Source organism: Flagellimonas alvinocaridis (assembly GCF_965248585.1).
GTDB classification, from domain to species: Bacteria; Bacteroidota; Bacteroidia; order Flavobacteriales; family Flavobacteriaceae; genus Flagellimonas; species Flagellimonas alvinocaridis.
Genome location: NZ_OZ252111.1, coordinates 2,311,467 through 2,326,385 on the forward strand (window position 1 = coordinate 2,311,467; position 14,919 = coordinate 2,326,385).

Sequence of the window (14,919 nt, forward strand, 5' to 3'; positions counted from 1 at the left end):
GGGCTATACTATTATCTGTGGGTCCAGGTATTTTTTGTATCGGGTACACTATAGGGACTGGAAGCGTAACAGCAATGATAAAAGCGGGGAGCATGTATGGCATGCAATTGCTGTGGGTCTTATGTTTAAGTGCCTTTTTCTCATGGATTTTAATGGATGCCTATGGTCGTTTTGCCGTGGTTACAGGCAAAACTGCCATGAATGCTTTTAAGAACCATCTTAAGTGGGGGAAAATCCTAGCCGTTTTCACTATTGCAGGTGTTGTCATGGGACAATGGAGCTCACTTTCCGGTATATTGGGTTTGACAAGCAATGCTCTTTATGAATTCATGCGTATGTTCTTTCCAAGCTTGAATGAAAATAATTATTGGGCCGTATTGGCAATATCCATTCTGCTCATTGCCATCATGTACATTTTTTTATTAGTGGGCAAGTATTCATTCTTCGAGAAAATTTTGGTTGTTTTTGTGACACTCATGGGATTATCTTTTATTCTTTCCATGTTTATGGTTTTGCCTTCTTCTGAAGATATTGTAAAGGGTTTGATTCCTCGGATTCCTCCTGGTGGCAACTTAATGGTTGCTGCATTTGTGGGAACTACCATGGCAGCCCCAACCTTTGTGGTACGTCCCATTTTATTGAAGGAAAAGGGATGGGGCACTTCCAATTTAAGCGATCAACGAAAAGATGCCTTGGTTTCTGCATTTTTTCTTTTGACCATTTCCGCAACCATAATGATTGCTGCCACCGGGGCCTTGTTTTATGATGGAAAAGTTGTTACCAACGTACTGGATATGGTTCAGGCTTTGGAGCCAGTAGCTGGTAAAATGGCTGTGGCCGTATTTATGATGGGCGCCATGAGTGCTGGAATATCATCCATATTCCCTATTCTTATGGTATTACCTTTGCTGATCAGTGATTATAAAAGCGGGAAAATGGAGACCAAAACCCCTACCTTCAAAATTTTGGTGGCCATAGCCTGTTTGGTTGGACTAATTGTCCCTATATTGGGTGCCAACCCCATCGTTGCCCAAATAGCCACTCAAGTTGCCAATGTTTTTGTACTTCCATTAGTCATCGGTGGGATAATTGTATTGATCAATAGCAAAAAACTCATGGGTACACAAAGTGCAAACCTGTTCATGAACATAAGTTTGGTAACTGCATTCTGTTTTTCACTGATTATATCCTATAAGGCTGTGATTGCACTGACGGACTTTTTAAACTGATACCAATTATTTGCTTCCCTTAATCTGCTGTATAAAACTTCTCGCTTTTTCCATTACTACACTCGGCCTGTCAGTTTTGTCCATTTTGGTAAGCTCACTACCAATGCCAAAACCATCGGCTCCCGCCAGCATCCACTCCTTTATATTCTCTGTATTTATTCCACCAACAACAAAAAATTTGAGATTACTTAGTGGCCCTTTTATGGCTTTGAAATAATCCATCCCAAAGATTCCTGCCGGGAATAGTTTAATAATGTCCGCACCATGTTCATTGGCCACACATATCTCAGAAGGGGTCAATGCACCCATTATTACCGGGATACCATGTGAATGCGCCACTGGAATAATGGACACATCTACGTTTGGTGTGACCAAAAATTGAGCTCCTGCAGCTACAGCTTCTTCAGCCAAGTTCTTATTGGTAATCGTTCCGGCTCCAACCAAAATATTGGGATACAAGTTTCTAGCATTCCTGATTTCCTCTAAAAATCCTGGGGTATTGGATGTGATTTCCAAGACCTTTATACCGCCATCGACCAACGCGCTTATTATAGGTTGAATTTTTTGCCGATCTTTTTGTCTGATTATGGCAATCAACTTCTCTTCTTCAAGAAAAGAGATGATTTCGTTTTTATTCATCTTAGTACGTATCCTTGAGTATTTCCGTTCATTATAGAGGTTATTTCCTCCTCACTGCTGGTATGCTGATCCCCCTTTATGGTATGTTTAAGTGCAAAGGCCGCCGTGGCAAAATCGAGTGCTTTTTTAGTATCCCATTGATTTCCCAAACCATGCAGAAGTCCAGCCGCAAACGCATCACCAGTACCAAAGCGATCAGTGATGTTAACCTCATAACTCCCTCTGGATACTATATTTTCATTATCCACACGCAGCAATCCAGATAATCGGTTTTGACTTGCGGAAAAATGATCGCGAACGGTAAAGGCTATTTTGGAGATCCCCAACAAACTTTCTGCTTCTTCTATGGCATCTATGGATTTTTCCATTGAATCTTTCCCTTTTGGCAGATATCCAAATACATCTTGCAACATTCCGTAGTTGCCCAAAAGCAAATCGGTGTTCTCAAGTATGGGCAGATATACTTTTCTGGCTTTGGAGGAAGACTCCCAAAGAGTTCTTCTAAAATTGGGGTCGAAAGCAACCTTTACTCCAAGTTTTTTGGCAACTTGAGCAACTTTAAGGGTTTCCTTTGCACAGTTCTCTGAAAGTGCAGGTGTAATTCCAGAAATGAAAAGCCAATCTTGTTTTGCCAAGATTTGGTTCCAATCAAATTCTTGCTCGGATATATCGCAGATTGCCGAACCCTTTCTATCGTAAATGACTTTAGAAGGTCTTATGGAGCTGCCCGTTTCTATAAAATAGATTCCAATCCTATTTCCTCCAAACTGTATATTAGCGGTTCCAATACCATAAGACAAAAGAGACCCACATGCAGCTCGCCCCAAATCATTATTGGGAAGTTTTGTTACAAATTGGACCGAGTTTCCTAAAATTGCCAATGAGGATGCAACATTGGACTCTGAGCCTGCAAAATTCGTCTCCATGTACTTGGAAGAATAAAGTTTTGACCCATTCTCAAAAGGTGTAAATCGCATTAGTATTTCCCCAAATGCCACAAAGCTCATAATCTTATTTTAATGGTTAGTCCTTAAACGAAAGTGGAATTTTCATTGTACTCAAATTTAAAGAATTGAAGAGTGATATGAGAAATAGCGGTGAACTAATTTTAGAATTAAAACTTGGCTCTTTGGGATTGCTTTACCCCACAATTTGCACATCTACAATTTCAGAAGTAAAACTCTGTGGTATCAATAATGTCTTTAAGGACAAAATAACTTTCCAAGACGCCTATATTTTCAATCTTGGATAGCTTTGTCCGGACAAAATCATGGTACTCATCAAGACCCGAAACATTTATTTTTAGGAAGAAATCTACTTTTCCGGCCATGTGATAGCATTCTTGGACCTCACTGAGCTTTCTGATTTGGGAATCAAACTTATCTATGAACCCTTCATTATGATACCTTAAAGACACCATGCAAATAGCCGTGACAGGTTTGTTTATCCGCTTTTTATTTAAAAGTGCCACATATTTTTTGATGTATCCTTCCTTTTCCAGCTTTCTGATCCGTTCGTAAACGGGCGAAGCAGTTAGGTTCAAAGCACTTGCAATTTTCTTTGTGGACATGCTTGAATCCTTTTGAAGAATTCTTAGAATCTTGAGATCATACTCATCCAGTCTTTCCATGGGAAGATAAAATTACTTGTATCAATTACATATCAAACATAATAAAATACTTTTTATGGTAAAATACATAAATAAACATAATATTTACTGATTTTAAACTAAAACATAGATAATAACACTATTGATACCTAAAATATTATAATTTCATACTTTAAAATCACACAATGAAAAGGGAGGAAAAAATCTTGATAACTGGTTCTGGAGGACAACTGGGAACCACCTTGGTTAAAGCTTTGATAGACCGGTATGGAATTGAAAATGTTACGGCAACCGACCTTCATCCCAAAACAATGGATACATGGGATATTGGTTTTTTGGACACCACGGATACTAACAGTGTGGAAGCAATTGTAAAAAAGAACAAAATCTCGCAGATATACCATCTTGCCGCCATATTGTCGGCCAATGGGGAGTCCAATCCAATCCAAACATGGGACATTAACATAAAAAGCTGGCTCAACGTGTTGGAAGCCGCAAGAAAATATCAAGTCACCAAAGTTTTTTTCCCCAGCTCAATAGCAGTCTTCGGACCATCAGCAAGTAAAGCAAACACTTCCCAGACAGATTTTTTGGACCCTTTGACAGTTTATGGAATAAGTAAAGCGGCAGGGGAACAATGGGGACACTACTTTTTTTCAAAATACGGATTGGATGTTCGCTCCCTGCGTTATCCGGGTGTTATTAGTCATGGCACATTGCCTGGCGGGGGCACTACGGATTATGCCGTGGATATTTACCATAAAGCCGTACAAAACATACCCTATACCTGTTATCTTACAGAGGATACTGCACTGCCCATGATCTATATGGATGATGCGGTAAGGGCCACGTTAGAATTAATGGATGCCCCGAAGGACAAAATACGGACCAGGACATCATATAACTTGAACGGTCTAACCATTACTCCAAAACAAATGGTTGATTCCATACGGCAATGGTTTCCACAATTTGAAATTGCCTACACTCCAGATTTTAGACAGTCCATTGCCAATGCATGGCCCTCTTCCATTGATGGGCTCCATGCCAAAAACGATTGGAATTGGTCGCCCAAATATTCGTTGGATGACATCTCCAATGAAATGATTTCCCAATTGTCCAAAATGTACAACTCAAAAAAAGCCAATATCATGTAACCAATACTTTTAACAAACTATTTTCTTAATGAGAAATACGATGGGTAGCTTAACCCTAGTTGTTTGGTAGTAGATCGGGAATACAATTTATAAAGACACGCCCCCCCAAACGATTCCAAATTTGTGCAAAGGGTTATTTAGCTATTATATTTGAATTAAACGGCATCCAACTTCTTGCTTCCATGTTTTTAAAAAGAGAACAGGAAACCTGAAATAAGTGTTGAGAATGTAAGTATACTTTTTAACCATCAAAGCATCTGAATGCACCTCCTGTATCCAAAGACCAGTATATTTTTCCTATTGATTTTCTTTGTGTGTCCTTCCATGGTTTATCCACAGAAAACATACAATGACTCCATAAACACCTATTTCGGGCAGATAGAAGACCTGTTAAAAAAAAGCAAGGACCATAAGGAGGATTTTTTGGACATAGACTTTCTTTTGGACAAACAAGAACGGGTAAGCGGTACCGAAAAAGTATGCACACTGCTCAAACTATATTCCGCTTACGCATACAAATCATTGGAGAATGCACGCAGCTATAACCAAAAAGCCCTTCAGCTTTCAGAAAATATAGGTTATGTAAAAGGAGAACTTTCCGCAAAGTTCAATGAAGCTTATCTATTGTTCGTCAATGGACAGTTTAATGAAGCCATGCTATTGGCGGAAAATGTTTCAAGAAAGGCCACTTTTGAAAACTATCCCGAAGTGCATGCAGATACCTATGCCTTGATTTCATATATCCACACGGAAAGAGGGGAATATGATATGGCCTTGGAAACAGGATTACGGTTATTGGACATTGCTGAAAAATCCCAAAATGAATATCTTTTTATGAGGGCAAGCGCAGCACTTTCCCACTACTATCTCCGGATGGAAAATTACCGTATGGCCCTGAGCTATTGCCTAAAAGGACTACACTATGTCATTCGATTGAAAAAAATCCAATTTATATTTCCCAAGATTGATGAGATAGGGAGAATGACCGCCAAATTGGAGGGTGCGGAAAAAGCCTTGGAAGTGTATTCTTTTTACCTCGATGTCGAAAAAAAAATAGCTTCGCCTGGAAGCTACATCCAAAGCATTGTATACATGAACATTGCGGATATCTACATCTCAACAAATCAATATGAAAAGGCTCAGGAATATTTGACCCAGGCCTTGGAACTGAACTACCAAAACAATTACCGTTTCAGAATTCCAAGAGCATTGATCCTACAGGCCGAATTGTTCCTAAAAACAAAAGATACCACTAACGCCCTGCTGTATTATGAAAAAAGTATAGATGCCGCAAAAGATATTAATGCGTTTGATGTGGTAAAAACCAGTAGTGCCATTTTGGCCAATCTTTATGAAAAAACCAACCAGCTTTCCAAAGCTTATGAATACAACACACTTCATAAAGCAATTCGGGACTCTTTGTTCAGTAATGAAAAGGAACAAAAAATCGTAATTCTGGAAACCAGACGAAAAATAAAAGAGGTCACCCAAAAACAAAAAATACTAGAGCTTGAAAACGAAACACAAAAGGCTCGCTACAATACCATCATCATTGTTTTAGTTTTTATTCTTCTTATTGGCTCATTTGGCGCGTATGCCTATTTCAAGGTAAGAAACAAAAATCGGTTGTTGTACCGAAAGACCATTGAGTTGGCACAAGTGCAGGTCAGCATGAGACAAAAGTTGCAGCAACTCGAGACTAAGGAAACCAAGGTCAGCGAAATAGACCCTTCGGAAGATGACCGTCGGTTAAAAACCAGCAAAACCTTGGACGACACCATAACGAACATTATTTTAAAGCGGCTTGATACATTGGAACAGGAGCACTTTTTCCTGGACCATTCCTGTAGTTTAAGAGAGGTGGCCAAACAACTGAAAACCAATCCCAAATATTTGTCCCAAGTGGTCAATCAAGAAAAGAGAATGAGTTTCAGCAACTATATCAATGAGCTCAGAATAGGCTACTTATTGACATTCTTATTGGAAGACCCTGATTTTAAGTACAACAAACTAAGTTATATCGCCACATGCGTAGGCTATAACAACCTTAATACCTTTAACGCCGCCTTTAAAAAAAGGCAGGGCATACTACCTTCTTTTTTTATCAACGAACTGATTCAGGAATCAAAGCCCAAAAAAGTGTAACCCTTTATCCATTTAAAGATCCCTTACTAATTGGATATTTTAGGCTCTTTTCCCATATGGAAGGTTAGGATTCCACCTTCAACAATCTGACCGTGCCTTAGTTTCAAGCCTTTTAACTCTACACCATTGAGTTCCATTTTTTGGACATAAATATTTTCCTTCCCCTGATTTTTGGTCTCAATGACAAATTCCTTTCCATTGTCCAATCGTATAGTTGCCCTGTTTACCATCGGGCTTCCTATGGCATATTCATCAGAGCCTGGTAACACAGGATAGAATCCCAACGAACTAAAAACATACCAAGCAGACATTTGACCGGCATCATCATTGCCACAAAGCCCGTCTTCTTTATTGCTGTACATCGTGTCCAGAATCATCCTGACCCTTTCCTGTGTTTTCCATGGACTATCTGTCCAATTATACAAATACGGGATATGATGTCCCGGTTCATTGCCATGCACATAATTCCCTATGATTCCATCCCTGGTAATGTCCTCGTTCTTCTCAATATACCTGTCTTCTATTTCTGTGGTGAAAATCTTGTCCAAGTGATTTGGGAATTCTTTCCTCCCCCCCATCATTTCCACCATTTTATCAATATCATGAGGCACATAGAGTCCATAATTCAATGCATTGCCCTCAATAAATCCCTGGCCATGGGTATCAAAGGGGTTGAATTTCTTTCGCCATGTACCATCAGACAATTTGGGACGCATATAATTGGATTTGGGGTCAAAAACTTTGGCATAATTGTTGGACCGTGCCATATAATATTTATGGGCATCTTTGTTTCCCGCCCTTTGCGCTATCTGGGCAATGCACCAATCATCGTAAGCAAACTCCAGCGTTTTTGAGACTGATGAAGTACTTTTGTCCTCGGGAACATACCCTAGGGCCATATAACTATCAATTCCATCAAAATATCCTACGGTGGATGTATTTTTCGAAGCATGAAACGCCCTTAAAAGGTCTATATCAGTAGTTCCCTTGACAATGGCGTCCGCTATCACCGAAACAGAATGATACCCGATCATGCACCAGTTTTCATTCGCATAATGGCTCCAAATGGGCAACATTTTGTGTACGCTTTGATCATGATGGGCCAACATGGACTTAATCATATCATTGCTCCGTTGTGGTTGAATAATGTTAAATAGGGGATGCAATGCCCTATACGTATCCCAAAGGGAAAAAATGGTGTAGTTCTGGAATCCATCAGATTGATGGATGTTTTGGTCCAATCCCCGGTACCTTCCATCCACATCCTCATAAATAATGGGAGACAGCATCGTATGATACAGTGCTGTATAAAAAGTTTCTTTTTGTTCTGGGCTTTCGGTTTCAGCAACTATCTTGGATAGCTCCCTGTTCCACTTGTCTTGGGTTTCTTTTTTTGTTTGGTCAAAATCCCAATGGGGGATTTCTGCTTCCATATTCTTTAAGGCTCCTCTTGTACTTACAGAAGACAATGCCATTTTCACCTTTATTTTCTCATTCTCATCGGTATTGAACGTAAAATAGGCCCTTAGATTCTTTCCTGCCATTTCGGGAAAATTCTTCTCTTCATTGAACCTACGGTAAAATCCGCCATATTGAATGGTATCGTATTTTTTGTGGCCGTAGGATTGAAATGGTTTGGAGAATTTCATGGCAAAGAAAACCTTTCTGGTCCTTGCCCATCCAGTGGTCTGCCTATATCCTGTGACCAAGGAGTCATTTTCCACCCTAACAAAAGTCCATACATTTTTATCTTTATGGTGATAAATATTGGACACCAAGTCAAGTACAATATGTGAACTATTGGATTTTGGAAAAGTGTATTGATGGAGACCCACCCTATCAGTGGCAGTCAGTTCGGCCAATACATTGTAGTCTTCAAGCTTTACTTTGTAATATCCTGGAACTGCCTGTTCATTTTCATGGGAAAACTTTGAATGATAACCGCTATTGGGTTCCGAAGCATCTCCAGGTTGCAGTTGTAATTTACCTACCGTGGGCATTATTACAAGATCCCCTAAGTCTGAATGGCCCGTACCACTAAAATGTGTGTGTCCAAAACCAAAAATGGTAGAATCTGCATATTGGTATCCAGAACAGTATTCGTAGGTTCGTTTATTGTACCTCCCCCCTGTGGCATAGGGTTGGTTGTTGGTTTGGGGACTAAGCTGTACCATTCCAAAAGGAGAAGTTGCCCCAGGAAAGGTATGCCCCATATTCTTGGTGCCCACCATTGGATTTACATACTGGATAAAGTTGTCATGCGTGCGAATTTCCGTTTTTAAATCAGAAACAGCTTCTTTTTGCTTGCATGAAAAAGAAATGGATAACAACACAAGGGTTGTCATGTGGGCAATACTATATTTCACTGAAAACATTTCAATACTCTATAAATGCGATAAAATCGTTTACCTATTGTGGGGAAGATATTATTGATGAGAAAGGCAGTATCCAAGGAGGACACTGCCCTTCATCGCTGATCTGCAGGATTGGATTACGCACAATCCCACCTCTCGAATTAAAAAACTAAACTAACTCAAAAACTAATATCCGGGGTTTTGTTGTAAAACACCTCTTGATGTATTAATGGCCTCAAGTGGTATTGGATAGTATTCGTTGGTTCCGGAAGTAAAAACTGCACCTTGCAGGTATACTCTTTTGGATTGTTCCCCGGAAACATATTCGTTCAATACTTCATCAGCAATTCCCCAGCGAACCAAATCAAAGAATCGGTGTCCTTCAGAAGCCAATTCCAATCGTCTTTCAAACCGAACCGCTTTTCTGGCATAGTCTTGGCTTGGAAAATCCGTATATAGTCCTATAACATAATTGGCCGCATCCATTCCTTCCGTATCTTTAACAAACCCATCAGGGTTGGCCGCCCTGCTACGGACTTGGTTAACCAAGCCCATGGCTTCTGGAAGTTCATTGTCTTCCACATGTACTTCAGCTCTCCACAACAACACATCGGAATATCTGATCAAAGGAGTATTGATTGCATTGTACTGAGGTAGGCCTGCTGCAGAAATGGTTCCTTCTTGCGACTTAAGGATCTCATGCTTTTTGGCTACATACGGACCTCCATTGGATTGGTCCCTGACCCATCTCATACCGGGCATGGGGCCCCATTCCAAATATTCTACCCCCCTTCTTCCAACAGTCCAGTCCAGTCTAGGATCTAGATTGCCCACGTAAGGATCAAAAGGGTCTTCGGAGGGTATACCTTGGTCGTTCGTTACGTCCACATCATTGAAAGTATCCAACAAAGGAAGTCCATTCGCATCTGTTTTAAAGGCGTTCACAAGATTTTGGCTAGGTTGGAAAAATCCACAGCATCCTCCTCCGGGAGCATCATTGGAGTAGGGGTGGTTCAATCGGTTTCCCCTATTCCCATTGATATAACCATCCCCACCATCATTCACCGAATTTTGAACGGCAAAAACAGACTCTGAATTGTTATTCTTCTCCCCATTGAAGTTATCATGGTAATTGGTCACCAAGCTGTAAGGGCCATTATCAATAATATCATCCAAGATTGGCTTTGCAGCTGCCATATCTTTCTGAAACATATGGGCTTTGGCCAAATAGGCTTTGGCCGTCCAAGAGGTTGGTCTGCCCGCATCATCTTGGACAGCAGGGAGATTGGACACGGCATACTCCAAATCTGCCTCTATACTTGGCCAAGCATCAATATCATTGGACACGGCCTCTGTGGTGGTCTCCAATATATAAGGAATATTGTTCCATATTTTCTTGGCATCCATATGGTAGTGTGCCCTTAAAAAGCGCGCTTCAGCCCCTAAGGTAGTCAAAGCACTTTCCGCCGTGCCATTTTCTATGGCCAATCCAATGGAGTTCAAGGTTTGGTTGCACCTATGTATCCCTTCATAAATGGCTTGCCATTTTCTGATCAAATAAATATTGGTGGTCCCAGGGGTATACCGTTCTATCTCATTCAAAGGGGGTTGGTCAGAGATATCGCTACCTTTGTAAAAGTCATCGGACGCTACATCGCCAACCGTCCAATTAGATGCTGGCGCCCAAAAATATCCTGGATTTCCATCCAACATTGCATAGGCACTCACCAATTGTTGGCCCACCCATTCCTCATTGATCTCAATAACTCCTTCCGAAAGGCTTCCCTGCGGATTTATCTCCAGCTCATTTTCACATGAAGCAAGGGTAAGAACTGTAAAAAGTGAAAATAATATTACGTTTCTCATGATAGTTTTTTATAAAGTTAGATTTAGGCCGAACAATACCGACTTGGCAATTGGATATGCCCCTCGGTCTATCCCTATGTCTAGGTTTACATCATCCCCCCCATAGCTCTGAAGGTTGATTTCCGGATCAAGACCAGAGTATTGGGTCCAAGTGAACAGATTCTTTCCTTGAATGAAAAGTCTCAATGACTCCACCCCTATCTTGGAAGTCAATGCTTCCGGCAAATTATAGCCTAATTGGATGTTCTTTAATCTCAGATAGGAGCCATCCTCAATATAGTAGGTGCTTGCACTTGAGTAATGTTGTGCAGGATTATTGGTCAATTGGGGCAACCCTCCACTTGTATTGTCAGGGCTCCATGAATTTTGGTACCTATAGCTTTTGGCACCTGGGAAGCTATTGAAATCGGTAAAGAATCGGGTGAAGTTATAGATATCGTTCCCTTCACTTCCTTGGAAAAGCACAGATAAATCAAAGTTTTTGTATTCCATCCCTAGGTTCAATCCGTAGGTAAAATCGGGGTGTGGACTACCAATAAAGGTACGGTCATTGTCATCAATGACTCCATCAGGAACCACATCTCTATATTTAAAGGTACCCACATCTTTTCCACCGTAGTCCGCAGCGGCATCACGCTCTGCTTCATTTTGGATTATTCCATCAATTATAAATCCATGGAACGAAGCCAGTGCCTGACCAGCCTGAGTTCGAGAAGGATAGGTTTCCCGAGCAGCATTACCGTTCAAAAAGTAATCTGGGTTATCCGTTAGGCTAAGTACTTTATTCTTGTATGCAGATATATTGGCCGATGCATTGAACTTAAGCTCCTCACCTATTCTACCGTTATATCCAACGGAAAAATCAAATCCTTTGTTCTCCATGGACCCCAAGTTGGCATATGGTGCGGTCACGTGCCCTATAATGGTGATATCACCGGCACTTTGTAATAGCATATCCTTGGTTTCCGATATGTAGTACTCAAAACTAAAATTGAGCTTGTTGTCAAAAAGAATTCCATCAACACCAATATTCTTGGTGGTAGTGGTTTCCCATTTAAGGTCTGGATTGCCAATAGAAGTCAGATTATAACCTGGGGCCACAGAACTATTGCTCCCGGTAACTGAGTAATTGGAGGTATTTATATCATTCCCGTACAAGTTTTCCACTCTTCCCTGTGGGATACTCTCATTCCCCAATTCACCATATCCCAATTTGAGTTTAAGATCATTTATGACGTTTGAATCCTCAAGAAACTTCTCATTGGACAGTCTCCACGCTGCGCTGTAGGATGGAAAATAGCCCACCCTTGTATTCTTTGCAAAACGTGAAGTGGCATCCCTACGCATTGAAAATGAAACCAAATATTTATCTGAATAGTTATAGTCTATTTTCCCAAAGGATGAGAAATAAGACCGCTTGCCCCCATAACCATAGTTTGTACTTGTACCCGTACCGGCATCCAGATATCTATAATCCAGGGAATTTGTAAAGAATTCGTTTCTGGTTGCCCCAAATTGCTTGAACTGGTTTTTGAAAAACTCCGTTCCCAACAATACATTGATATTGTGCTGGCCAAAATCCTTTGCATAGTTAAGGGTATTGAACCAAGTTGAGGAAATCGTGTATATGGTATTCTCGGTCAACCCATTGACTGCATTGGGTTCGGCTACTTCAGGATTCAGGAACCTGAATGTTGACCAATGGGAAGTATCATAATCCAACCCAATATTGGTCTTGAACGTGAGTCCCTCCAAAAGATCGACCTCCACATATACATTACCCAGTGCCCGTAATGACCTAAATATATTATCCTTGTTTCGTTTTGCAGCCGCAACGGAATTAAAGCCATTTCCTAAACCAACACTTCTGGTTCCCGCATAATTCCCCGCGATATCGTAAACTGGTAAAATGGGATCGGCGCGATAAAGAAATGATATATCACCACCCGTATTTTGATTGCCCCCTGCAGCAACTCTGTCTGAATAAGAAATATTGAACGATTCCCCTATTCTAATGTTTTCTGTTGCCTTGAACTCAGAATTCACCCTTAGAGTGTATCTGTCAAAATAGGTTTCCAGAGCTACACCATCTTGCTTTAGGAAGCCCATACCCACATTGAACTTGGCCGATTCTGACCCTCCGGACATACCCAAGGTATAGTTTTGGACCAGTGCAGGGTCAAAATATTCATCAAACCAATTGGTCCCTTTTTTATTGGCTCTGGTGATTTTATTGGTCAACGGGTCATACGTGGATTCATCTACAGAATCCGCTCCCGTGGGTGTCAAATAATTGGGCAGTACTGGAGAGGCTCCATTACCGTATTGAGGATGTGATGGTGCAACACCGTCATTTTGAAACCGTTGCCATATTACATTGGCCGATTCTTGAGGACTCAAAAACTTTGGAAAATCGGATTTGGCAACAAAATCAATGCCTGTGCTTACCCCAATCTCTACTTTGGATTTGCTATTATATTTTCCACCCTTGGTGGTAATGATGATTACCCCGTTTGCAGCCCGAAAACCATAAATAGCAGCTGACGAAGCGTCTTTAAGGATTTGTATGGACTCTATATCCGCAGGATTGAGCTGTCGAATTCCAGAAGTTGTTGGTGTACCATCTATAATATAGAGCGGGTCATTATTGTTTATGGTTCCAAAACCTCTGATTCGGACAAGGGCCTCTCCTCCAGGACCACCTTCCGAACCTACCACTACTCCTGAAGCCTGCCCTTGAAGGGATTGCTCCACGTTTACAGGTGATGTGGCCGCAAGGTCTTCCGTGTTCACTACGGTTACCGAACCTGTAATATTTCGGGTAGACTGTTTGGAATATCCTGTCACCACAACCTCATCAAGAAGATTTGTGTCTTCCTGCAACACAACATCTATGGTGTTGGTACTGGACACCACCACAGAAGCTGCTATCATTCCAATATAGGAGAATCGTAACACCTCTCCTTCAGATACTTCTATGGAGTAATTTCCATCAAAGTCTGTTTGTGTTCCATTGACAGTGCCATCAACAACAACATTTACCCCTGGTAATGGGGTTCCTTGGTTGTCCTGTACTGTTCCCGAAACAATCTTTGTCTGTGCAAGAATTACATTTGAAGCAAGTGCAAATCCAAGCAACAGTATCTTTTTGTATAAACAATACTTCATAATTTGAATAGTTTGTTAGTTATTAATTTTCAGTGTTTTATCCCGATATCGTTTATGGGACATTAGGTATCAATGCCAATACTGCACAAAACCTTCACCTTTATCATTAATGAACCTAAACCTTCATCAATCCAAAAAAGAAGTATATTTTTGTAGTTTCAGATATTGTATGTACAATATTGGAATTTCAGGCCTAGAAAAGCTCCAACATTTTCTAGGCTTTTTTATTAGAATCCTGTTTTCATGTAATCGCTGTTTAAGTTAATTAGTTTCTTGTTTTCCCATTTATATATCATTGACTTTTCAATGAGTTATGGGTTATTCCATGGTCAAGTTATTCATTGACCTAAACCTTTTGCTTTTTTTAAAAAGAAAAGGCTCTAAAATTCATGAATTTTACTTTTTTAAACCTTTTATTGTCTCGTTTTCAAAAAAACATCATCAAAATTTGATATTTCAAATATTTGAACTCTTTGAAAAGTGCACTGTATTTTTTTCGATATACATATACTTAAAGCTCTGACATATCAAATATCATCTCGGCATATTTGTAAGGCTTATTAAAAAGGGGATCGCAGATGTCTTTTTTATCACTATGTCTTACATATATCTATTTAAGATTTAGATATATTCCAAAAATTCAGCGTAGCCACAAAGGATTCCTTTAAAATTGCGGTTATCTAATGTTTAGTTGACCGAACTGAAATAATCAAACCCATTTCCCTGGGCTACCCAACAAGACATTCACTTGGGTA

General features: G+C 40.3%; 9 protein-coding genes. 3 read left to right on the forward strand and 6 right to left on the reverse strand.

Going from position 1 to position 14,919, the window contains the following annotated elements:
* The first annotated feature begins 17 nt into the window (after window positions 1–17).
* Entirely contained in the window at window positions 18–1,229 is a 1,212-nt protein-coding gene (locus ACP14V_RS10345) for an Nramp family divalent metal transporter (RefSeq protein WP_272610458.1), read from the forward strand.
* Between the two features lie 6 nt (window positions 1,230–1,235).
* Here the strand turns inward: ACP14V_RS10345 and ACP14V_RS10350 are convergent, their stop codons facing one another.
* From ACP14V_RS10350 to ACP14V_RS10360, 3 genes are all read right to left on the reverse strand, one after another.
* Entirely contained in the window at window positions 1,236–1,868 is a 633-nt protein-coding gene (locus tag ACP14V_RS10350; protein ID WP_272610459.1) for a bifunctional 4-hydroxy-2-oxoglutarate aldolase/2-dehydro-3-deoxy-phosphogluconate aldolase, read from the reverse strand.
* A complete protein-coding gene (locus ACP14V_RS10355; protein WP_272610460.1) occupies window positions 1,865–2,875 on the reverse strand; it encodes a sugar kinase in 1,011 nt (336 codons plus the stop codon). The genes ACP14V_RS10350 and ACP14V_RS10355 overlap by 4 nt, the downstream gene beginning before the upstream one ends.
* A gap of 161 nt (window positions 2,876–3,036) precedes the next feature.
* The gene (locus tag ACP14V_RS10360) at window positions 3,037–3,498 is read right to left on the reverse strand and encodes an Lrp/AsnC family transcriptional regulator (protein WP_272610461.1); all 462 of its coding nucleotides are present in this window, start codon (window positions 3,496–3,498) and stop codon (window positions 3,037–3,039) included.
* A gap of 164 nt (window positions 3,499–3,662) precedes the next feature.
* Between ACP14V_RS10360 and ACP14V_RS10365 the strand changes: the two genes are divergently transcribed.
* Window positions 3,663–4,631, forward strand: a complete 969-nt coding sequence (locus ACP14V_RS10365; RefSeq protein ID WP_272610462.1) for an NAD-dependent epimerase/dehydratase family protein — start codon at window positions 3,663–3,665, stop codon at window positions 4,629–4,631.
* A 261-nt stretch (window positions 4,632–4,892) separates the two neighbouring features.
* The gene (locus tag ACP14V_RS10370) at window positions 4,893–6,776 is read left to right on the forward strand and encodes a helix-turn-helix domain-containing protein (protein WP_424987292.1); all 1,884 of its coding nucleotides are present in this window, start codon (window positions 4,893–4,895) and stop codon (window positions 6,774–6,776) included.
* 26 nt (window positions 6,777–6,802) lie between these two features.
* On the opposite strand, the gene ACP14V_RS10375 is transcribed toward ACP14V_RS10370, so the two are convergent.
* The 3 genes from ACP14V_RS10375 to ACP14V_RS10385 form a co-directional block, all read right to left on the reverse strand.
* Window positions 6,803–9,121, reverse strand: a complete 2,319-nt coding sequence (locus ACP14V_RS10375) for a GH92 family glycosyl hydrolase (protein ID WP_272610651.1) — start codon at window positions 9,119–9,121, stop codon at window positions 6,803–6,805.
* A 195-nt stretch (window positions 9,122–9,316) separates the two neighbouring features.
* A complete protein-coding gene (locus tag ACP14V_RS10380) occupies window positions 9,317–10,996 on the reverse strand; it encodes a RagB/SusD family nutrient uptake outer membrane protein (RefSeq protein ID WP_272610464.1) in 1,680 nt (559 codons plus the stop codon).
* Between the two features lie 9 nt (window positions 10,997–11,005).
* Window positions 11,006–14,164, reverse strand: a complete 3,159-nt coding sequence (locus tag ACP14V_RS10385; RefSeq protein WP_272610465.1) for a SusC/RagA family TonB-linked outer membrane protein — start codon at window positions 14,162–14,164, stop codon at window positions 11,006–11,008.
* Window positions 14,165–14,919: the final 755 nt, after the last annotated feature.

Bases quoted from the DNA above. Each gene is read 5' to 3' on its own strand.
- ACP14V_RS10380 (WP_272610464.1), bottom strand. From the start codon at position 10,996: ATGAGAAACGTAATATTATTTTCACTTTTTACAGTTCTTACCCTTGCT.
- ACP14V_RS10365 (WP_272610462.1), top strand. From the start codon at position 3,663: ATGAAAAGGGAGGAAAAAATCTTGATAACTGGTTCTGGAGGACAACTG.
- ACP14V_RS10385 (WP_272610465.1), bottom strand. From the start codon at position 14,164: ATGAAGTATTGTTTATACAAAAAGATACTGTTGCTTGGATTTGCACTT.
- ACP14V_RS10375 (WP_272610651.1), bottom strand. From the start codon at position 9,121: ATGACAACCCTTGTGTTGTTATCCATTTCTTTTTCATGCAAGCAAAAA.
- ACP14V_RS10370 (WP_424987292.1), top strand. From the start codon at position 4,893: ATGCACCTCCTGTATCCAAAGACCAGTATATTTTTCCTATTGATTTTC.
- ACP14V_RS10355 (WP_272610460.1), bottom strand. From the start codon at position 2,875: ATGAGCTTTGTGGCATTTGGGGAAATACTAATGCGATTTACACCTTTT.
- ACP14V_RS10360 (WP_272610461.1), bottom strand. From the start codon at position 3,498: ATGGAAAGACTGGATGAGTATGATCTCAAGATTCTAAGAATTCTTCAA.
- ACP14V_RS10350 (WP_272610459.1), bottom strand. From the start codon at position 1,868: ATGAATAAAAACGAAATCATCTCTTTTCTTGAAGAAGAGAAGTTGATT.